Origin of the sequence: Telluria beijingensis (assembly GCF_030770395.1) — a bacterium.
In the GTDB taxonomy this organism is placed as follows: domain Bacteria; phylum Pseudomonadota; class Gammaproteobacteria; order Burkholderiales; family Burkholderiaceae_D; genus Telluria; species Telluria beijingensis.
Genome location: NZ_CP132480.1, coordinates 1 through 20,067 on the forward strand (window position 1 = coordinate 1; position 20,067 = coordinate 20,067).

At 64.0% G+C, this 20,067-nt stretch carries 16 protein-coding genes; 9 read left to right on the forward strand and 7 right to left on the reverse strand.

Annotated elements, in window-relative coordinates:
* Nucleotides 1-125 precede the first annotated feature (125 nt).
* Entirely contained in the window at nucleotides 126-410 is a 285-nt protein-coding gene (locus Q9246_RS00005; RefSeq protein WP_306394446.1) for a hypothetical protein, read from the forward strand.
* A 1-nt stretch (nucleotide 411) separates the two neighbouring features.
* On the opposite strand, the gene Q9246_RS00010 is transcribed toward Q9246_RS00005, so the two are convergent.
* Together Q9246_RS00010 and Q9246_RS00015 are read right to left on the reverse strand one after the other, a co-directional pair.
* Complete coding sequence (locus Q9246_RS00010; protein WP_306394448.1) at nucleotides 412-1,854, reverse strand: DHA2 family efflux MFS transporter permease subunit; 1,443 nt, start codon at nucleotides 1,852-1,854, stop codon at nucleotides 412-414.
* 122 nt (nucleotides 1,855-1,976) lie between these two features.
* A complete protein-coding gene (locus Q9246_RS00015; protein ID WP_306394450.1) occupies nucleotides 1,977-2,543 on the reverse strand; it encodes an acyloxyacyl hydrolase in 567 nt (188 codons plus the stop codon).
* A 137-nt stretch (nucleotides 2,544-2,680) separates the two neighbouring features.
* Here Q9246_RS00015 and Q9246_RS00020 point away from each other — a divergent pair, with 137 nt between their 5' ends.
* Entirely contained in the window at nucleotides 2,681-3,391 is a 711-nt protein-coding gene (locus Q9246_RS00020) for a suppressor of fused domain protein (protein WP_306394451.1), read from the forward strand.
* A 48-nt stretch (nucleotides 3,392-3,439) separates the two neighbouring features.
* Here the strand turns inward: Q9246_RS00020 and Q9246_RS00025 are convergent, their stop codons facing one another.
* Entirely contained in the window at nucleotides 3,440-4,633 is a 1,194-nt protein-coding gene (locus Q9246_RS00025; protein ID WP_306394453.1) for a M20 aminoacylase family protein, read from the reverse strand.
* A 159-nt stretch (nucleotides 4,634-4,792) separates the two neighbouring features.
* On the opposite strand from Q9246_RS00025, the gene Q9246_RS00030 reads away from it, so the two are divergent.
* From Q9246_RS00030 to Q9246_RS00045, 4 genes are all read left to right on the forward strand, one after another.
* Nucleotides 4,793-6,895: a molybdopterin-containing oxidoreductase family protein gene (locus Q9246_RS00030; RefSeq protein WP_306394454.1), complete on the forward strand. Its 2,103-nt coding sequence runs from the start codon at nucleotides 4,793-4,795 to the stop codon at nucleotides 6,893-6,895.
* 25 nt (nucleotides 6,896-6,920) lie between these two features.
* On the forward strand, nucleotides 6,921-7,997 hold the full coding sequence (locus Q9246_RS00035) for an aminopeptidase (protein ID WP_306394455.1): 1,077 nt from the start codon (nucleotides 6,921-6,923) through the stop codon (nucleotides 7,995-7,997).
* 162 nt (nucleotides 7,998-8,159) lie between these two features.
* Nucleotides 8,160-9,851 (forward strand): long-chain fatty acid--CoA ligase, encoded by a 1,692-nt coding sequence (locus Q9246_RS00040; RefSeq protein WP_306394457.1) that lies wholly within the window; start codon nucleotides 8,160-8,162, stop codon nucleotides 9,849-9,851.
* Nucleotides 9,852-9,936: 85 nt separating this feature from the next.
* Nucleotides 9,937-11,619 carry a long-chain-fatty-acid--CoA ligase gene (locus Q9246_RS00045; protein WP_306394459.1) on the forward strand — a complete coding sequence of 561 codons (1,683 nt, stop codon included), beginning with the start codon at nucleotides 9,937-9,939 and terminating at the stop codon, nucleotides 11,617-11,619.
* A gap of 168 nt (nucleotides 11,620-11,787) precedes the next feature.
* Here Q9246_RS00045 and Q9246_RS00050 read toward each other — a convergent pair whose 3' ends face one another.
* Nucleotides 11,788-12,231, reverse strand: a complete 444-nt coding sequence (locus Q9246_RS00050; RefSeq protein ID WP_306394461.1) for an acyl-CoA thioesterase — start codon at nucleotides 12,229-12,231, stop codon at nucleotides 11,788-11,790.
* 62 nt (nucleotides 12,232-12,293) lie between these two features.
* Between Q9246_RS00050 and Q9246_RS00055 the strand changes: the two genes are divergently transcribed.
* Nucleotides 12,294-14,162, forward strand: coding sequence for an ABCB family ABC transporter ATP-binding protein/permease (locus Q9246_RS00055; RefSeq protein ID WP_306394464.1), 1,869 nt, complete (start codon nucleotides 12,294-12,296; stop codon nucleotides 14,160-14,162).
* Here the strand turns inward: Q9246_RS00055 and Q9246_RS00060 are convergent.
* From Q9246_RS00060 to Q9246_RS00070, 3 genes are all read right to left on the reverse strand, one after another.
* Entirely contained in the window at nucleotides 14,159-15,244 is a 1,086-nt protein-coding gene (locus Q9246_RS00060) for a type II asparaginase (RefSeq protein WP_306394465.1), read from the reverse strand. The genes Q9246_RS00055 and Q9246_RS00060 overlap by 4 nt on opposite strands.
* A gap of 39 nt (nucleotides 15,245-15,283) precedes the next feature.
* Complete coding sequence (locus Q9246_RS00065; protein WP_306394467.1) at nucleotides 15,284-16,567, reverse strand: metal-dependent hydrolase family protein; 1,284 nt, start codon at nucleotides 16,565-16,567, stop codon at nucleotides 15,284-15,286.
* A 93-nt stretch (nucleotides 16,568-16,660) separates the two neighbouring features.
* Complete coding sequence (locus Q9246_RS00070; RefSeq protein ID WP_306394468.1) at nucleotides 16,661-17,929, reverse strand: dicarboxylate/amino acid:cation symporter; 1,269 nt, start codon at nucleotides 17,927-17,929, stop codon at nucleotides 16,661-16,663.
* Nucleotides 17,930-18,204: 275 nt separating this feature from the next.
* Here Q9246_RS00070 and pyrC point away from each other — a divergent pair, with 275 nt between their 5' ends.
* Both pyrC and Q9246_RS00080 read left to right on the forward strand, forming a co-directional pair.
* The gene (pyrC, locus tag Q9246_RS00075) at nucleotides 18,205-19,254 is read left to right on the forward strand and encodes a dihydroorotase (RefSeq protein ID WP_306394470.1); all 1,050 of its coding nucleotides are present in this window, start codon (nucleotides 18,205-18,207) and stop codon (nucleotides 19,252-19,254) included.
* A gap of 8 nt (nucleotides 19,255-19,262) precedes the next feature.
* Nucleotides 19,263-20,054 carry a DUF3025 domain-containing protein gene (locus Q9246_RS00080; protein ID WP_306394471.1) on the forward strand — a complete coding sequence of 264 codons (792 nt, stop codon included), beginning with the start codon at nucleotides 19,263-19,265 and terminating at the stop codon, nucleotides 20,052-20,054.
* Nucleotides 20,055-20,067 lie beyond the last annotated feature (13 nt).

Here is a 20,067-nt window from a genome sequence, read left to right on the forward strand (position 1 = left end):
AAAAACCCCACCATGTGATCATGGTGGGGTTTTTTGCTTTCCAGCCCCCATCGCTTGTCCCACATCAGCGCCGACGCGCCTACCTCACGGCAACATGCTCTCACCTTCAACAGCAGGAGCATCCCATGGACCAGGCAAACGAATCAGCCACCCTGAGCGACAAACTGACCGGCCCCATCACGGCCGTCATCGACAAGCGCCGCGCCGACCTGATCCCGCTACTACAGGGCAGCACCGGCCAGGCCGCCCAGGCCGCATTGCGCGACGACGAATGCGTGCGCAAGGTCGCCACGTTCTGCTACCCGCTGCTTCCCGTCCTCGTCCGCCTGGCGGTCAAGGAACCGACCTTCATCAGCTTCGTGCTGAACAACCGTGAAAAAGTCCTCGGCCGCCTGACGACGCCAGCCTGAATCACTGCGCCGTCACGGTCACCGGTTCCGCCGTCTTGGCCACGCTCTCGCCGCGGCTGATGCTGTCGCCATCGTTGCGGCGCAGGCGCCAGAACACCGCCGACGAGAAGACTGTCAGCACCGCCAGCACCGCGAAGCCGTGGTGCAGCGCCTGCGTCACCTGGCCCTGGTTGGTCTGCGACACACCGCCCAGGAACCAGGCGGTGACGATCGACCCGGCTGCCAGACCAAAGCTCATCGACAATTGCTGGAACGAACTGGACATGGTGCTGGCCATGCTGGTGTCCGCCGGCTCGATGTCGGCATAGGCCAGCGTATTCATACTCGAGAATTGCAGCGAGTTGAAGAAGCCCTGCATCAGGCTGATACCCACGATCACCGCCAGCGGCGTGCCCGCATCGACCAGCGTGAACAAGGCGATGGTTACGCCGATCATCATCGTATTGATCAAGAGCACCTGGCGATAGCCGAAGCGCGACAGCAAGCGGGGCGCGAACAGCTTCATGCCCATCGCCGCCAGCGCCGCCGGCATCATCAGCAAGCCCGACTGCCATGCCGGCAAGCCCAGGCCCAACTGGTACAGCAGCGGCAGCAGGAAGGGCAGGCCGCCGACGCCGAGGCGCGTGATGAAGCCGCCCAGCACCGCGATGCGGAAGGTGCGCACCTTGAGCAGGGTCAGGCGCAGCAAGGGAAACTTGGTGCGGCAGGCATGCCAGGCATACGCCCCCAGCAGGCCCAGCGCCAGCAGGAAGAGCAGGCCGGCCGTCAGGCCGTCGAGCGTGTGCTCGCCAAACACTTCCAGCACCCAGGACAGCAGGGCCGTGCCACTGCTGAACAGGATCAGGCCGGGCACGTCGAGCGGGCGCCGCTGTTCCGCGCGGTAGTCAGGCATATGGCGCCAGACAAAATACAGCGCAGCCAATCCCACCGGGATATTGACGAAGAAGATGACGCGCCACGACGTCCAGTGCACGATCAGGCCGCCTACGGTCGGGCCCAGCAGCGGCCCGATCAGGGCCGGGATGATGACGAAGTTCATTGCCCCCAGCAACTCGTTCTTGGGGAAGGTGCGCACGATCGCCAGGCGGCCGATCGGGATCATCATGGCTCCGCCCAGGCCCTGCAGCAGGCGCGCGCCGGTCATCATGTGGGCGCTCACTGACAGCCCGCACAGCACGGAGGCGAAGGTGAAGATGGCGATCGCGGTAAAGAACACGCGCCGGGTGCCGAAGCGGTCGGCCATCCAGCCGCTCAGGGGAATGCCGACCGCCAGGCCGAGGATATAGCTGGTGACGACCGATTTCAGGCTCAGCGGAGTGACGCCAAGGCTGGCGGCAATGCTGGGAATGGCGGTATTGACGATGGTCGCGTCCAACTGCTCCATGAACAGGGCAGTGGCGACGAGCCAGGGAAGATAACGCTTGAGGGTGGGCGAAGGAGTCAATCGGGCCTCATGGAAACAGCTGGCGGCAGCAACCGCGCGAGTCCCGATTGTGTCATGTATTGCAATTTACGCGCGCCATGGACCGGGAAAGCCCGACCATGCGCGTGTCGCATTGCAAGACATCAGAAGCGGTAAGCCGCCTTGGCGATGAACCAGTTGGCGCCCGCGTTCGGGCTCTTGATGCTGGCGTTCGAATAGTGCTGGTAGCGCAGGCCGAAATCCCATTTCGGGGTGGTATAGCCGATGCCGATGTGGTCGCCGAACTGGAAGGCGGTCGACAGTTCTTTATCCTCGTTCTTGTACAGGGTGGAGAACAGGTTGACGCCGATACCGATCTCGCCATACAGGCCGAGCTTGCTGTCATTCTGGTAGCGGAATACCGGGGTGAAGCCGATGGCCATCAGGTTCTTGTTCTGGCCGCGGACATTTTCATAGGAATTCAGGCGCCACAGGGCCAGGTTGCCTTCCCAATAACCCGACAGGTGGCGACCGCTGCCGGCGAACCAGCGCTTTTCCCAGTCGGACTGGACCGCGATGCGGTACATGCGCTGCTGCGGATTGGTGCCGAACTCGAACGACGCCGAGTCGATATAGCCATTGCCCACGGTGGACTGGGCCAACGCGAGCGGAGCGAACAGCGCGGCGCAGACAGCAGCCAGCGCGCCAATTTTTTTCTTAGTAGTGATCATGGGTATCCTTGGGAAGGAGAGCGTATTTCTATCTGATGCGTTATTGTACAAGCGAGAACAATAGCGTGCTGGCGGCCACGCAACCATGTGACGAAGGTATCATAGACGCCCGCCGTAACCGAACCACATCAATAATAATGGTCGAACCAACAGAACCCAGCATCGCCCCCCTGTATCCGCTCGCCGCACCGATGGCGCGCCAGCCCGAACCCGCGGTGCTGCCCCACGATCCGGTGGCCGAACACATCGCCGCCCACCTGGGCAAGCCTGCCCTGTACTTCCACGAAACCGAAACGGGCGAGAGCCAGGTCGACATCCACGTGATCGGCCCGACCGAGGCCTTCCCCCACGTGCGCCTGGTGACCTCGGGCATGAGCCGGCAACCGATGAACGTCCCGGAAGGCGCGCCGGCCTATGCCGAGCTGATGATTGCCCTGCCGGCGGACTGGAAGCTGGACGAAGCGTCGATGCAGGACGCGCGCTGGTACTGGCCGATCGCCCTGCTGCGCCACCTGGCGCACTATCCGAACAAGCAGCGCACCTGGATCGGCCTGGGCCACTCGCTGCCCAACGGCAACCCGGCCAAGCCGTATACGGAGGGTGTGGGCTTCTGCGGCGTCGTCGTCCTGCCGCCCGTGTCGGCGCCGGAACCCTTCCACTCGCTCACGGTCGACGGCAAGGACGTCTACTTCCATTGCGTGGTGCCGCTGTTCAAGGAAGAACTGAACCTGGCGCGCCGCCGCGGCTTTGCCGAACTGCTGGACAAGTTCAACGAGTACGACGTCACCGACCTGGTCGATCCGGCCCGCAAGAACACGGCCCGCAAGAAGTTCCTCGGCCTGTTCTAAGCCGCCTCAAAAAAAAGCCGGGCACGCCATGCCCGGCTTTTATTCCGTTCAGGCGACAGGCAAGCTCATCTCTGCCAACCGCACCCAGTAGCTGGCGCCGATCGGCAGCAGGTTGTCGTTGAAATCATAGCTGGCATTGTGCAGCTGGCAAGGGCCGAGCCCGTGGCCGCCGGCGCGATGTTCGCCTTCGCCATTGCCGATGAAAACATAGCAGCCCGGTTTTGCATGCAGCATGAAGGCGAAGTCCTCGGCGCCCATGGTCGGTTCGACATTGGCGTTGACCTGCGCCGGCCCGGCCACCGCGCGCATCGCCTCGATCGCGAACGCCGTCTGTTCCGGATGGTTCACCAACGGCGGGTAATTACGCTTGAAGCCGAAATCGATGCTGGCGCCAAAGCCGGTGGCGATCCCATTGGCCATCTCCTGCATGCGGCGCTCGATCAGGTCGAGCACTTCAGTGCTGAAGGTGCGCACGGTGCCGACCAGTTCGGCTTCGTCAGGGATGATGTTGGTGGCACTCCCCGCATGGATCTGGGTGATCGACAGCACGGCGGTGTGCAGCGGATTTTTCTCGCGCGAGACGATGGTCTGCCAGGCTTGCGCGATCTGCACCGCCACCATCACCGGATCGATGCCGCGGTGCGGCTGCGCCGCGTGGGCGCCCTTGCCGCGCACGGTCACGCGGAACTCGTTACTGGACGCCATCATCGGGCCGGATACCACGCCGAAATGCCCTTCCGGGATGCCTGGCCAATTGTGCATGCCATACACGGCATCCATCGGGAAGCGCTCGAACAGGCCGTCCTCGATCATGCGCCTGGCGCCGCCACCGCCTTCTTCGGCCGGTTGGAAGATCAAATAGACGGTGCCATCGAAATTGCGGTGCTGCGCCAGGTAGTGGGCGGCGCCGAGCAGCATCGCGGTGTGGCCGTCATGGCCGCAGGCGTGCATCTTGCCGGCATGGGTCGAGGCATGCTCGAAGCCATTCAGTTCTTGCATGGGCAGCGCGTCCATGTCGGCGCGCAGGCCGATCGCGCGATCGGACGTGCCGTTCTTGACGATGCCGACCACGCCGGTCACGCCCAGGCCGCGGACGACCGGAATGCCCCATGCCGTCAGGCGCTCGGCGACGATTTCCGCGGTGCGGTGTTCTTCGTAGCACAGCTCTGGATGCGCGTGCAGGTCGCGCCGGATCGCCTGGATTTCGGCTTGTGAAGCCAGGATAGGTTCCACCAGTTTCATCGTGTTCTCCTCGCTGTTGGCGAATGTCTTGCCACGCTTGCATGGCATCGTTTTAACTATTGTAGCTCGCCTCAAACAGTGTTGAAAGAGGAGGGGACGAAGCCCGGTGGAATCGTATAAAGTATTGGATTCACGCAGTTTTTTCACCCGAATAACAAGATGACCACAACCCTCGTCCGCGCCACCTGCCCCCACGATTGTCCCGATACCTGCGCCATCCTCGTCAAAGTCGAAGACGGCGTCGCGACCGAAGTAAAGGGCGACCCGGAGCACCCGACCACGGCCGGGGTGTTGTGCACCAAGGTGTCGCGCTATATCGACCGCACCTATCACCCGGACCGGGTTCTGTATCCGATGCGCCGCGTGGGCCGCAAGGGAGAGGGAAAATTCGAGCGCATCAGCTGGGACGAAGCCCTCGACACCATCGCAGGACGTCTCAAGGAAATCAGTGCGCGCGACCCGGAAGCCATCCTGCCCTATAGCTACTGCGGCACCATGGGCCTGGTGCAGGGCGAATCGATGTCGCTGCGCTTTTTCAATCAACTGGGCGCCTCGCTGCTCGATCGCACCATCTGCGCCACCGCCGGCGCCGCGGGTTATCGCTACACCATCGGCAGTTCGATCGGCACCGACCTCGAGGAGTTCCAGGACGCGAAGCTGATCTTGATCTGGGGCGGCAACCCGATTGCCTCCAACCTGCATTTCTGGATGCGCGCGCAGGAGGCCAAGCGTCGCGGCGCGACCCTGATCGCGATCGACCCGTATCGCTCCCTGACGGCCGAGAAGTGTCACCAGCACATCGCCCTGCTGCCTGGCACCGATGCCGCGCTGGCGCTGGGCATGATGCATGTCCTGATCAAGGAAGACCTGCTCGACCACGACTATATCGAGCACTACACCCTCGGCTTCGAACCATTGAAGGCGCGCGCCCTCGAATGGACGCCTGAACGCACCGCCGAAACCTGCGGCATCACGGTCGACGAAGTGGTCAACCTGGCCCGCCTGTACGGCCAGACCGCGAAGAACGGCGAAGCGGCCGCGATCCGCGTCAACTACGGCATCCAGCGCGTGCGCGGCGGCGGCATGGCGGTGCGCAACATCACCTGCCTGCCAGCGCTGGTGGGCGCCTGGCGCCTGCCGGCCGGCGGCATCCAGCTGTCGACCTCGGCCTCGTTCCCGACCAACCGCCCGGCGCTGCAGCGTCCGGACCTGTTGGCCGGCCGCACCCCGCGCACGATCAATATGACCACCATCGGCGACGACCTGCTCAAGGAGGCGTCGCCCGACTTCGGCCCGAAGATCGAAGCCGTCATCGTCTATAACGCCAACCCGCTGGCGATCGCGCCCGATTCGCGCAAGGTGCAGCAGGGCTTCGAGCGCGAAGACCTGTTCACCGTGGTGCTTGAACATTTCCATACCGATAGCGCTGACTATGCCGACATCCTGCTGCCGGCCACCACCCAGCTCGAGCACGTCGATGCGCACCTGGCCTATGGCCACCTGTACATGATGGCGAACAACGCCGCGATCGCGCCGGTCGGCGAATCGAAGCCGAATACCGAATTCTTCCGCCTGCTGGCGGCGCGCATGGGTTTCCAGGATCCGTGCTTCCAGGAGAGCGACGACGAGATCGCGGCCCAGGCCTTCAACAAGAGCGATGCGCGCGCGGTCCACTTCGACTGGGAATCGCTCAAGCGCAGCGGCTGGAACAAGTTGAACATGCCACGCGCGCCGTTCGCCGCGGGCGGCTTCACGACCCCGTCCGGCAAGTGCGAGTTCTTTTCAGAGAGCATGCTGGCCGATGGCCTCGATCCGGTGCCGACCTATATTCCGCCGTATGAATCGGTCGCATCGAATCCCGAACTGGCAGCAAAGTACCCGCTGGCGATGATTTCTCCGCCGGCGCGGAACTTCCTTAACTCAACGTTTGTCAATGTAAAGAGCCTGCGCGCAACTGAGGGCGAACCGCACCTCGACATCCACCCGAACGACGCTGCCGCACGCGGCATCGCCCACGGAGAGATGGCGCGCATTTTTAACGACCGCGGTTCGTTCATCGCCCGCGCACGCGTGACCGACAAGGCGCGTGCTGGATTGGTGGTGGGCTTGTCCGTCTGGTGGAAGAAACTCGCCAGCGACGGCAAGAACGCCAACGAAGTCACCAGCCAGCGTTTGACCGATATGGGGCGGGCGCCCACTTTCTACGACACCCTGGTGCAGGTCGAAAGAGCTGCACCTTTGACGCGAGATGAATCCATCTAGATTTTCCCGGGCCTTCAAGCCAGTCATGGCCGCCGCAGCCGCGGCCCTCATGTTGTCAAGCTGCTCATCCCTCTCTTACTACACCCAGGCCGCGCAAGGCCAGCTGCAATTGCTGACCAACGCGCGACCGATCGACGACTGGATCGCCGATAGCAATACCGACGTCAAGCTGCGCCACCGCCTCGAATCGGCGCGCCAGATCCGCCGCTTCGCCATCCAGGAAATGAAGCTGCCCGATAACGGCAGCTATACCAATTACACCAGTCTCGGCCGCCAATATGTGCTGTGGAACGTGGTCGCCACGCCCGAGTTGTCGCTGAAGCCGATCCAGTGGTGCTTCCCGGTGGCCGGCTGCGTGAATTACCGCGGCTACTACAGCAAGGACCAGGCCCAGACGTATGCGAAGCAACTACGCGCGCAGGGCCACGATGTCGAAGTCGGCGGCGTGAGCGCCTATTCGACCCTGGGCTGGTTCAGCGATCCGCTGATGTCGACCTTCATCAATTATCCGGACGCCGAACTGGCGCGCCTGATCTTCCATGAACTGGCGCACCAGGTCGTGTACGTGGCGGGCGATTCGCAGTTCAACGAATCCTTCGCCAGCGCGGTGGAGCAGGCCGGCGTGGAAGCCTGGCTGGAACGCTTCGGCAACCCCCAGATGAGCGAAGCGTACGAGCGCTACAAGAGCCGCAAGAGCGACTTCCTGGCCCTGCTGCTGCGCTATCGCGGCGAACTCGAACGTACCTACAAGAGCATGGAGCCCGACGGCGTCAAGCGCGCCACCAAGGCGCGCCTGTTCCTGGCGCTGCAGGACGACTACCAGGTGCTCAAGGCGAACTGGGGCGGTTATGCGGGCTACGACCGTTTCTTCGCCGAGCCGCTGTCGAATGCTCACCTGGCATCGGTCGCGACCTATAACGATTTCGTGCCGGCATTTCGCGCTTTGCTGCGCCGCGAGAAGACCTGGAACAACTTCTACAAGGCGGCCAACCGCCTGGCCAGGCTCGACAAGGAAGCGCGTCACCAGGCCTTGAAGCGGCTGGGCGCGACCGTCGTGCCTGCGCCGCTGGTGGTGCAGCGCACCATCGGCGCCTCGCCGTAGAGGACCGGTTCCAATCTCGGTAAAACCGCTTGCGTGCAGGGGCGCTGCCCGATAGCATCACAATCAGCGATGGCAAAGGGCTAACGCACGCATGCGCCGGCAATCACCCCCGGCCGCCGATCATAATAAATCGCGACAGCGATACTGAGACAGAGGTGACCGATGGACAAAATTTGGCTGCAGTCGTATCCCCCAGGCGTGCCTGCGGAGATTGATCCGGATCAATACCGCTCCTTGGTGCATTTGCTCGAAGAGTCCTTCCGTAAATATGCGGACCGCAAGGCCTTCGTGTGCATGGACAAGTTCATCACCTACGGCGAGCTTGACGCATATTCGAAGAAGCTGGCTGCGTGGCTGCAGAGCCGCGGCCTGGCGCCCGGCGCCCGGGTGGCGATCATGATGCCGAACGTGCTGCAGTATCCGATCGCGCTGGCCGCCGTGCTGCGCGCCGGCTACACCGTCGCCAACGTCAATCCTCTGTACACCCCGCGCGAACTCGAACACCAGCTGACCGATTCGGGCAGCGAAGCGATCATTGTGCTGGAAAACTTTGCCCACACCGTGCAGAAGGTGATGGACAAGACCCCGCTGCGCCACGTGGTGGTGGCCAGCATGGGCGAGATGCTGGGCGGCGTGAAAGGCATGCTGGTCAACTTCGTGGTCCGCAACGTCAAGAAGATGGTGCCCGAGTTCTCGCTGCCGAACATGGTCACCTTCAAGGACGCGCTGGCCCAGGGCGAGCGCATGCCGTTCAAGCCGGCCGAGCTCAAGGCCGACGACGTCGCCTTCCTGCAGTACACCGGCGGCACCACGGGCGTCTCGAAAGGCGCCACGCTCACCCACCGCAACGTGATGGCCAATGTGCTGCAGACCGAAGCCTGGGCCCAGCCGAGCCTGAAGGAGGCGGCCGGCGAGCAGATGACGATCGTGTGCGCGCTGCCGCTGTATCACATCTTCGCGCTGACCGCGTGCGCGATGTGGGGCATGCGCATGGGCGCGCTGAATGTATTGATCGTGAACCCGCGCGACATCCCGGCCTTCGTCAAGGAGCTGGGCAAGTACCGCTTCAATATGCTGCCGGCGGTGAACACGCTGTACAACGCGCTGGCCAACAACCCCGAATTCGCCAAGCTCGATTTCTCGTCGCTGCGCATGTGCAATGGCGGCGGCATGGCGGTGCAGAAGCCGGTGGCCGACAAATGGCGCGCGCTGACCGGCGTCGCCATCATCGAAGGCTATGGCCTGTCCGAGACCTCGCCGGTGGCCACCTGCAACCGCGCCGACGGCAAGGAATTCACCGGCACCATCGGCCTGCCGGTGCCGTCCACCGACATCGCGATCGTCGACGACGAGGGCCGCCACCTGGCGCCGGGCGAGATCGGCGAGATCGCGATCCGCGGCCCGCAAGTCATGGCCGGCTACTGGAACCGTCCCGACGAAACCGCCAAGGTGATGACCGCCGACGGTTTCTTCCGCTCGGGCGACGTCGGCATCATGGACGCCGGCGGCTTCGTCAAGATCGTCGACCGCAAGAAGGACATGATCCTGGTCTCGGGCTTCAATGTGTACCCGAACGAGCTCGAAGGCGTGATCGCCGGCCATGCCGGCGTGCTCGAATGCGCCGTGGTCGGCGTGCCGGACGAGCATTCGGGCGAGGCGGTCAAGGTATTCGTGGTAAAGAAAGACCCAGCGCTCACGAAAGAGCAGCTGATGGACTACTGCAAGCAGCAGTTCACCGGTTATAAACGGCCGAAGCACATCGAGTTCCGCGACGAGCTGCCGAAGACGAACGTCGGCAAGATCCTCAGGCGCGCATTGCGGGACGAGCAAAAGCAGCCGGAGACGGTAGCGTAGGCACCACCACGGGACTCACCCGGCGAAAGCCGCCCCGTGGGGCGGCTTTCGCGTTTTATTGGAACCAACAAGGAAGGCAAGACAGATGGACAAATTTTGGCTCTCGTCGTACGAGAACGGCGTGGCGGCGGACATCGACCCGACCCAGTACCGCTCGCTGACGCATTTGCTCGAGGAAGCGTTTCGCAAGTACGCCGACCGCAAGGCCTATGCCTGCATGGGCAAGTCCATCACGTTCTCCGAGCTCGATGCGATGTCGCAGCGCATGGCGGCCTGGTTGCAGGCCCGCGGCCTGAAGCCGGGCGCGCGCGTGGCCATCATGCTGCCCAATGTGCTGCAGTACCCGGTGGCGCTGGCCGCCGTGCTGCGCGCCGGCTATGTGGTGGTCAATGTCAATCCGTTGTACACCCCGCGCGAGCTGCAGCACCAGTTGAGCGACTCCGGCGCCGAAGCGATCGTGGTGCTCGAGAATTTTGCTCACACTCTTGAGCAGGTGGTGGCTCAAACGGGGGTAAAACATATTGTGCTGGCCACCATGGGCGACCTGCTGGGCGGCCTCAAAGGCACGGTCGTCAACCTGGTGGTACGCAAGGTCAAGAAGATGGTGCCGGCCTATTCGCTGCCCGGCGCGATCGCCTTCAACAAGGTCTTGAGCGAAGGCGCGCGCGAGACCCTCAAGCCGGTGACCATCGGCCACGACGACATCGCTTTCCTGCAGTACACCGGCGGCACCACCGGCGTGTCGAAGGGCGCGGTGCTGCTGCACCGCCACGTGATCGCCAACGTGCTGCAGAACGAAGCCTGGTTCGCGCCGACCTTGTCGCGCATGAAGGCCGGCGAGCAGCCGCAGTTCGCCTGCGCGCTGCCGCTGTACCACATCTATGCACTGACGGTCTGCGCGCTGCTCGGCCTGCGGATCGGCGGCATGAACCTGTTGATCCCGAACCCGCGCGACATCAAGGGCTTCATCAAGGAACTGGGTGGCTACCGCATCAACATCTTCCCGGCCGTGAACACGCTGTATAACGGCCTGCTCAACAACGACGATTTCGCCAAGCTCGATTTCTCGGGCCTGATGGTGTGCCCGGGCGGCGGCATGGCGGTGCAGAAGGCGGTGGCCGACAAGTGGCTCAAGACCACCGGCATTCCGATCGTCGAAGGCTATGGCTTGTCGGAGACTTCGCCGGTGGTGACCGCTAACCGCTGCGACATCACCGACTTCACCGGCACCATCGGCCTGCCGCTGCCTTCGACCGAGCTGCGCATCCTGGACGAAGCGGGCAACGAAGTTCCGTTCGGCACGGCCGGCGAGATCGCCGTGCGCGGCCCGCAGGTGATGGCCGGCTACTGGCAGCGCGACGACGAGACGGCCAAGGTCATGACGGCCGATGGCTTCTTCAAGACCGGCGACATCGGCATCATGGATGCGCAGGGCTATACCCGCATCGTCGACCGCAAGAAGGACATGATCCTGGTATCGGGCTTCAATGTGTACCCGAACGAGGTCGAAGGCGTGGTGGCCGCGCACCCGGGCGTGCTCGAAGTGGCGTGCGTGGGCGTGCCCGACCAGAACTCGGGCGAGGCGGTGAAGCTGTATGTGGTGAAGAAGGATGCCAGCCTGACGACCGAGCAGCTCAAGGAATTCTGCAAGGAGCAGCTGACCGGGTATAAACGGCCGAAGTTCATCGAGTTCCGCGAGACGCTGCCGAAGACGAACGTCGGCAAGATCCTGCGGCGCGAGCTGAGGGACGAGAAGAAGACCGCCTGATTGGCCAGGGCGCGAAACTGATCGATTAAATCGGCATTACCACGTCGTTCCCGCCCTCGCCGGGCGCCTTGGCGGGAACCTAAGTTTTTAGCGTAGCGATAAGGCATGCAAACTTGGGTTCCCGCCTGCGCGGGAACGACGGTCTTTGGGCTCGTGGTGAACCAAACTTTAACGGTGCGCCACCAGCGATTCGAGCGGCGGCAGCTGGCGCGGCTTGCGATCCGGCCCGGTGGCGACATAGGTCAGCGTCGCCTCGGTCACCTTGACCACTTCCGCCGCCAGGCGGTTACGTTCTGCATACACCTCGACGAACACGGTCACCGAGGTGTTGCCCACCTTGGTGATGTCGGCATAAAACGACAACAAATCCCCCACGAACACCGGATTCTTGAACAGGAAGGAGTTGACGGCGATGGTCGCCACGCGGCCATTGGCGCGGCGGGTGGCCGGCAGCGAGCCGGCCAGGTCGACCTGGGCCATGATCCAGCCGCCGAACACGTCGCCGTACACATTGGCGTCGGACGGGGCGGGCATGACGCGCAGCTCAGGCATTTTTCCCGCAGGGAGTCGGACGGCGGTGGGGGAGGTTACGGCGTTTTCGGGCGTGGTCATCGTGAACTCTCGGTAAAAGCTACAATCGTCCCGAATTGAACCATAAATCCAGAAGCCTCGTCATGCGCCGTAATTCCGCTCCACTCCCTCCCGACGCCACAGGCGTGCCCCGCAACGACTGGGCCACCCTGAAAACGCTGTTCCCCTACCTGTGGGTCTACAAGTGGCGGGTGCTGGCCGCGATGGGCGCCCTGGTCGGCGCCAAGATGGCCAACGTCGGCGTGCCGCTGGTGCTCAAGGAGCTCATCGACGGCCTCGCGATCGACCCTGCGCATCCGCATGCGTTGCTGGTGCTGCCGGTCGGCGTGCTGGTGGCCTATGGCCTGCTGCGGCTGTCAACCACCGTGTTCACCGAGCTGCGCGAATTCCTGTTCGCGCGCGTCACCCAGCGCGCGGTGCGCACCATCGCATTGAAGGTGTTCCGCCACCTGCACGCGCTGTCGCTGCGCTTCCACCTGAACCGCCAGACCGGCGGCATGACGCGCGACATCGAGCGCGGCACGCGCGGCGTGACGTCGCTGATCTCTTATTCGCTGTTCAACATCCTGCCGACCCTGGTCGAGATCACGCTGGTGCTGGTCTACCTGGTGCTCAACTACGACATCTGGTTCAGTATCATCACCGCGGTGGCACTGGCCTCCTACATCACCTTCACGGTGGTGGTCACCGAGTGGCGCACGCATTTCCGGCGCACGATGAACGACCTGGAATCGAAGGCGTCGACCAAGGCCATCGATTCGCTGCTCAACTACGAGACGGTCAAGTACTTCGGCAACGAAGACTACGAGGCTCGGCGCTACGACCAGGGCCTGCAGAGCTACGAGAACGCCGCCGTGCGTTCGCAGACCTCGCTGTCCTTCCTGAATACCGGCCAGTCCCTGATCATCGCCACCGCCGTCACCCTGATCCTGTGGCGCGCGACCGAGGGCGTGATCGCCGGCACCATGAGCCTGGGCGACCTGGTGCTGGTCAATACCTTCATGGTCCAGCTCTACATTCCGCTCAACTTCCTGGGCGTGATCTACCGCGAGATCAAGCAGAGCCTGGCCGACATGGAACGCCTGTTCGGCCTCCTGGACCAGAATCGCGAAGTGGCCGACGACGCCAAGGCCCGGCCGCTGGTGACGAAGGGCGCCGAGGTGACGTTTTCGCACGTCGAGTTCAGCTACGAGGCCAAGCGGCAAATCCTGTTCGACGTCGACTTCACGATCCCCGCCGGAACCACGACCGCGGTGGTGGGCCATAGCGGCTCGGGCAAGTCGACCCTGTCGCGGCTGCTGTTCCGCTTCTATGACGTGAATGGCGGCGCGATCCGCATCGACGGACAGGACCTGCGTGACATCACCCAGCAATCGCTACGCAGCGCGATCGGCATCGTGCCGCAGGATACGGTGCTGTTCAACGACACCATCGAATACAACATCGCCTATGGTCGGCCTGGCGCCAGCCGCGACGACATCGTAGCGGCCGCGCGCGCGGCCTCGATCCACGAGTTCATCGAGAGCCTGCCCGATGGCTACCAGAGCATGGTGGGCGAGCGGGGACTGAAACTGTCGGGCGGCGAGAAGCAGCGGGTGGCGATCGCGCGCGCCATATTGAAGGATCCGGCGCTCCTGATCTTCGACGAGGCGACATCGGCGCTGGATTCGCGCTCGGAGCAGGCGATCCAGGCGCAGTTGAAGGGTATCGCGCAGAACCGCACGACCCTGGTGATCGCGCACCGCCTGTCGACAATCGCGGATGCGCAGCAGATCATCGTGCTCGACCACGGCAAAATCGTCGAGCGCGGCACGCATGGTTCGCTGCTGGCGGCGCAAGGCCTGTATGCCCAGATGTGGGAAAGGCAGCTGGCGCGGCCCGATGAAGATGTGGCGTCGCCGCCGGTAGGGTGGACGGCTATGCCGTCCACGCGTCCAACCAACGTCAGTTAATACGTATAGAACATGCGTTGAATGTCCTTGCTGCTGGTCGTCTTCGTCAACGCCAGCATCAGCAAAATCCGCGCCTTCTGCGGGCTCAGGGTGTCCGCCACGACGAAGTCCAGCTCATCGTCATTGGCCTCGCCATTGCGCGCCACGATGCCCTGGCCGACGCGGCTTGCACGCACGATCACGACACCATCCTTGCGCGCCTTGATCAACGCCGGCTTCGTCTTCGCCGGCAGGCTGCCGTTACCGACGCCCGCATGCACTAGCCCCTTCGCGCCAGCCGCGACCAGCGCATTGACCGCCACGTCACCGACGTTCGCATACGCATACGCCACATCTACCTGCGGCAATGCATCGAGCTTCGAAATATCGAATTCGGTATCCACCGTATGCTTGCGCGACACCTCGCGATAGAAGAACGGCTTGCCGCCCTGGATGTAGCCGATCACGCCCAGCTCCGACGTGCGGAAGGTGTCCGCGGTCGTGGTATTGGCCTTGGTGACGTCGCGCGCCGCATGGACCTGGTCGTTCATCGCCACCAGCACGCCGCGGCCCGCCGCATCAAGCGTGCCGGCCAGGCGCACCGCGTTGTACAGGTTGATCGGACCGTCGGCCGACAGCGCGGTCGACGGCCGCATCGAGCCGACCACCACCACCGGCTTCCTGCTCTTGACTACCAGGTTCAGGAAGTAGGCGGTTTCTTCCAGCGTGTCGGTGCCGTGGGTGATCACGATGCCGTCCACGTCCGGCTGCGCCAGCAGCACGTTGACGCGCTTGGCCAGTTGCAGCCATTGCGCGTCGCTGATGTTTTCGCTGGCGATCTGGAACACCTGCTCGCCGGTGACATTCGCCACCTTGGCGATCTCGGGCACCGCCTGGATCAGCGACTGCACGCCGACAGTGGCGGCGGTGTAGCCGACCGTGGTGGTGCTGGTGGCGCCGGTGCCGGCAATGGTGCCGCCGGTGGCGAGGATGGTCACGTTCGGCAGCTTGGCTGCGGTCTGGGCCTGTACCGCGGCGGCGGCGAACATGAACAAAAAGCCGAACAGCGCGGCGCGCGTGCGTGCGGTCGATGGGAACAACATATTACTTCTCCTTGACACTCAAAAAACGCGGCGTGCCATTCAAGGCTTCTTGTAGACCACGCCGTCCTTCATCACAAACTTGACCTGCTCGAGCACTTTCACGTCCTGCAACGGGTCGCCCTCGACCGCGATGATGTCGGCCGCGAAGCCCGGCGCGACGGCGCCCAGGCGCTTCGGCTGGTCGAGCAGGATGGCCGCGTTGACGGTGGCCGAGCGGATCGCATCGGCCGGCGTCATGCCCGCTTCGACCATATAGCCGAACTCCTTGGCGTTCTCGCCGTGCGGGAACACGCCGGCATCGGTGCCGAACGCGATCTTCACGCCGGCCTTGTACGCGCGGCCGAAGGTGGCCTGCAACTGCGGGCCGATCGCGGCCGCCTTAGGGCGCACCAGGGCGGAATAATAATTCGGATCCTTGGCCTTGTCCGCCACGTAGCGGCCGGCCGAGATGGTCGGCACGTACCAGCCGCCGCCCTTCTTGAACAGGGCGATGACTTCGTCGTCCATCAGGGTGCCGTGCTCGATCGAGTCGACGCCGACGCGCAGCGCGCGCTTCATGCCTTCGGCGCCGTGGGCGTGGGCCGCGACGCGGAAACCGTAGTCCTTGGCGGTGCTGACCACGGCGCGCAGTTCGTCCTCGGTGTACTGCGAGTTCTGGCCGCTGGCGGCCTGGCTCAGCACGCCGCCGGTAGCGGTGACCTTGATCAGGTCGGCGCCATCCTTGTAGCGGGTGCGCACCGCCTGGCGCGCTTCCTCCGGGCTGTTCAACACGCCTTCGACCGGACCGGGCGTGCCGATCTTCTCGGACAGGAAGTGCGACAGGTTGTTGGTCGGGTCGGCGTGGCCGCCGGTGGTGGCTAGCGATTTACCGGCGGTGAACATGCGCGGGCCCGGCACTTCGCCGGCGGCGATGGCGCGCTTGAGCGAGATGTTCAGGTTGTCCGAAGCGCCCAGGTCGCGCACCGTGGTGAAGCCGGCCATCAGGGTGCGCTCGGCATATTTGACGGAGCGGAACGCCATGTCGGCCGGGTTGGCGGTCAGGCGGTCGCGGTAGGAATCGACCACCGGTTGCGTCTCGCTGGTCAGGTGCACGTGCATGTCGATCAGGCCAGGCAGGCAGCTGTGGCGCGACAGGTCGATATTGCCGGCAGCTTGCGTCATGGGACCGACCGACACGATGCTGCCATTCTCGATCACGATGCTGACGCGCTCGCGCCAGGTACCTTTCTGGACGTCCAGCAGGCGGCCGCAGTCGACCGTCTGTGGGGCGGCATGGGCGTTACTCAAGGCCAGCAGCATGCCGGCGGCAACCAGTTGTTTCATCTCTCGCTCCTTGTTGTCATTATCGATGTTGGAAAAACAAAGGCCCTCCATCGCTGGAAGGCCTCGGGTGCTACGGGGCGCCGTCCGCTACCGTCACTTCAACGGTGAGACGGCCGGTTCCTTGTTGGGTTCTCCTAAATCCCCCTCCCACTTGGCGACGACGGCGGTGGCGATGCCGTTGCCGATCACGTTGGTGGCCGAGCGGGCCATGTCCAGGAAGTGGTCGATCGCCAGCAGCAGCAGCAGGCCGGCTTCCGGGATGTCGAACTGGTTCAGGGTGGCGGCGATCACGACCAGCGAGGCGCGCGGCACGCCGGCCATGCCTTTCGAGGTCAGCATCAGCACCAGCATCATGGTGATCTGGGTGCCGACCGACAGGTCGATGCCGTAGGCCTGGGCAATGAAGACGGCGGCGAAGGTGCAGTACATCATCGAGCCATCGAGGTTGAACGAATAGCCGATCGGCAGCACGAACGAGGCCAGGCGGTTCTTGACGCCGAAGCGCTCCAGGCTTTCCAGGGTTTTCGGGAAGGCGGCTTCGGACGAGGCGGTCGAGAAGGCCAGCACGGTCGGGCCGCGCAGCTCGGAGATCAAACGCAGGATGCGCGGGCCGATCACGGCCATGCCGATGCCGATCAGGACCACCCACAGCAGCGCGATGCCGAAGTAGAACTGGGCCATGAAGATACCGTAGGTCGACAGCACGCCCAGGCCGCTCTTGGCGATGATGCCGGCCACTGCCGCAAACACGGCGATCGGGGCGAAGTTCATCACGTAGCCGGTCAGCTTGAGCATCACGTGGGCAACGCCGTCGATGGCGTCGATCATCGGCGTGGCGCGCGCGCCGACGGCAGCTGCCGCGGTGCCGAAGAACAGCGAGAACACCACGATCTGCAGGATCTCGTTCTTGGCCATGCCGTCGGCGATCGAGGTCGGGATCAGGTGGGTGATGAAGTCCTTCATCGTCAGGCTGCCGGTGGTGATGCCCGACTGCGCATCGACCGGCGGCATCATGCCGGCGGCGAACAGCGCGTCGCCCGGACGGAAGATGTTCACCAGCACCAGGCCCAGCGACAGCGAGATGACCGAGGCGATCATGAACCAGCCCAGTGCCTTGACGCCGATGCGGCCGACTTCCTTGGCGTCGCCCATCTTGGCGATGCCGACCACCAGGGTCGCGAACACCAGGGGCGCGATGATCATCTTGATCAGGCGGAGGAACATGGTGGTAATTAGCGACATCGTCTCGGAGAAGCTCGTCGCGCCGGCCGTGTCCGTATTGGCGTTGACCAGGTAGCCGACCACGATGCCGATCACCAGGGCGATCATGATGAAAGTGGTCAGGCGGTTTCGATTATTCATAAAGCTTCCTGTCGTGTGGACCTGTGCAGGGCCGGCGGCGGCGGATCGCGCTGTCGCTCGGAGGTTGTTCGGGCTATGACCGGTTTTCGAGGACCGAAGGCCGGTTGATACTGAAGATTATGGCAAGTTCCGCAGTATCCTAGGCACAGTTAGTGCTGTCAAGCACGCTTACACCCTTGCCGTTACGGCAATCCGACACCCTGTCGCGGGCCGTCGAACGCACCCTGCGCGCGCCCGCGCAGGTAAAATACGCCATTCGTTTTCCGAGAGCCGCCATGTCCACCATCGAGACCCCAGACACCATTACCATCACCCGTCCAGACGACTGGCACCTGCACCTGCGCGACGGCGCGGCGATGGCCAGCGTATTGCCGCACAGCGCGCGCCAGTTCGGCCGCGCGATCGTGATGCCGAACCTGAAGCCGCCGGTCACCACGGCCGCCATGGCGCTGGAATACCGCGCCCGCATCCTGGCCGCGCTGCCGGAGGGGATGTCGTTCGAGCCGCTGATGACGCTGTACCTGACCAATAACACCAACCCGGACGAGATCCGCCGCGCCCAGGACACCGGTTTCATCCACGCGGTCAAGCTGTACCCGGCCGGCGCCACCACCAACTCGGATGCCGGCGTTACCGACCTCAAGAACTGCTACAAGGTGCTCGAAGTGATGCAGGAAGTCGGCATGCCGCTGCTGGTGCACGGCGAAGTCACCGACAACGAGATCGACCTGTTCGACCGCGAAGCCGTGTTCATCGAACGCGTGATGCGCCCGCTGCGTAAAGACATGCCGGCCCTGAACGTGGTGTTCGAGCACATCACCACCAAGGACGCGGCCCAGTACGTGGCCGAGGCCGAGGGCCCGATCGCGGCCACCATCACCGCCCACCACCTGCTGTACAACCGCAACGAGATCTTCCGCGGCGGCATCCGCCCGCACTTCTACTGCCTGCCGGTGCTCAAGCGCGAGGAACACCGCCTGGCGCTGGTCACCGCCGCCACCAGCGGCGACGAGCGCTTCTTCCTGGGCACCGACTCGGCCCCGCACGCGGTGCACACCAAGTACGCCGCCTGCGGCTGCGCCGGTTGCTATACCGCGCTGCACGCGATGGAGATGTATACCGAAGCCTTCGCCCAGGCCGGCGCGCTGGATAAACTGGAAGCCTTCGCCAGCTTCAACGGCCCGGCTTTCTACAACCTGCCGCGCAACGAGGGCACGATTACCCTCAAGCGCGAATCGTGGACGCTGCCGGAATCGGTGCCGATGGGCGAACACCAACTGGTGCCGCTGAACGCGGGCGAGAGCATCAACTGGAAGATGGTGTAAGCCTGCCGATGCTGCCGCCGATCGACTGGGCGCAGCCGTGGTACGACACGGTGCGCCCGGCGTTTGAACGCGCCGCGCCGCCTGTGGAAAGCTTCATCGACGCCTTCAACCTGGCGGCGCGCGAACTCGACCTGCGCAACGGCGCCGGCATGCCGCTGTCGTTCGTGCCTCAGTCCGCGCTGCCCGAAGGGACGGCCTATGAAGAATTCATCGGCGCCACCGGCCAGGTGCCGACCCGCGACAACCTGCACGACTTCTTCAATGCCCTGGTGTGGCAGACTTTCCCCCTCATCAAGCGCGCGCTGAATGCGCTGCAGGCGGCGCAGATCGCGCAGGCCGGCGTCGGCAAGTCGCGCGGACCGGCGCGCGACGCCGCCACCATTTTCGACGAGAACGCGGCGCTGCTGGTAGTGCGTGACAACGCAGAAGGGCGGGCGTTGGTCGAGGACTTGCGTGCGCACCGCTGGCTCGCCGCCCTGTACGATCAGCGTGGCCTGTTCGGCAAGGATGTCGAGGTCTGGCTGTTCGGCCACGCGCTGATGGAAAAGCTGGTGGCGCCGCGCAAGGCGATCACCGCGCATACGCGGGTGATGTTCGCCAGCGACGACTATTTTGCGCTTGAACGGGACGCGCGCCGCGCATGGCTCGACCGCGAGGTGGCGGCGAGCCTGGCGCGCGAGGCATTGACGCCGGGCGGCTTCACGCCTCTGCAGGTGCTGGGCATTCCGGGCTGGTGGCCTGGGCAAGACCCTGATTTTTATCTCGATACGACTGTGTTCCGTCCCAAACGGACGGCTTGAAATGGAGAAGCCG

What these genes read in the sequence shown, in the direction of transcription:
- Q9246_RS00030 (WP_306394454.1), top strand. Translation starts at nt 4,793, where the DNA reads ATGACCACAACCCTCGTCCGCGCCACCTGCCCCCACGATTGTCCCGAT.
- Q9246_RS00020 (WP_306394451.1), top strand. Translation starts at nt 2,681, where the DNA reads ATGGTCGAACCAACAGAACCCAGCATCGCCCCCCTGTATCCGCTCGCC.
- Q9246_RS00065 (WP_306394467.1), bottom strand. Translation starts at nt 16,567, where the DNA reads ATGAAACAACTGGTTGCCGCCGGCATGCTGCTGGCCTTGAGTAACGCC.
- Q9246_RS00040 (WP_306394457.1), top strand. Translation starts at nt 8,160, where the DNA reads ATGGACAAAATTTGGCTGCAGTCGTATCCCCCAGGCGTGCCTGCGGAG.
- Q9246_RS00050 (WP_306394461.1), bottom strand. Translation starts at nt 12,231, where the DNA reads ATGACCACGCCCGAAAACGCCGTAACCTCCCCCACCGCCGTCCGACTC.
- Q9246_RS00015 (WP_306394450.1), bottom strand. Translation starts at nt 2,543, where the DNA reads ATGATCACTACTAAGAAAAAAATTGGCGCGCTGGCTGCTGTCTGCGCC.
- Q9246_RS00045 (WP_306394459.1), top strand. Translation starts at nt 9,937, where the DNA reads ATGGACAAATTTTGGCTCTCGTCGTACGAGAACGGCGTGGCGGCGGAC.
- Q9246_RS00035 (WP_306394455.1), top strand. Translation starts at nt 6,921, where the DNA reads ATGGCCGCCGCAGCCGCGGCCCTCATGTTGTCAAGCTGCTCATCCCTC.
- Q9246_RS00005 (WP_306394446.1), top strand. Translation starts at nt 126, where the DNA reads ATGGACCAGGCAAACGAATCAGCCACCCTGAGCGACAAACTGACCGGC.
- Q9246_RS00055 (WP_306394464.1), top strand. Translation starts at nt 12,294, where the DNA reads ATGCGCCGTAATTCCGCTCCACTCCCTCCCGACGCCACAGGCGTGCCC.
- Q9246_RS00080 (WP_306394471.1), top strand. Translation starts at nt 19,263, where the DNA reads ATGCTGCCGCCGATCGACTGGGCGCAGCCGTGGTACGACACGGTGCGC.
- Q9246_RS00060 (WP_306394465.1), bottom strand. Translation starts at nt 15,244, where the DNA reads ATGTTGTTCCCATCGACCGCACGCACGCGCGCCGCGCTGTTCGGCTTT.
- Q9246_RS00070 (WP_306394468.1), bottom strand. Translation starts at nt 17,929, where the DNA reads ATGAATAATCGAAACCGCCTGACCACTTTCATCATGATCGCCCTGGTG.
- pyrC (WP_306394470.1), top strand. Translation starts at nt 18,205, where the DNA reads ATGTCCACCATCGAGACCCCAGACACCATTACCATCACCCGTCCAGAC.
- Q9246_RS00025 (WP_306394453.1), bottom strand. Translation starts at nt 4,633, where the DNA reads ATGAAACTGGTGGAACCTATCCTGGCTTCACAAGCCGAAATCCAGGCG.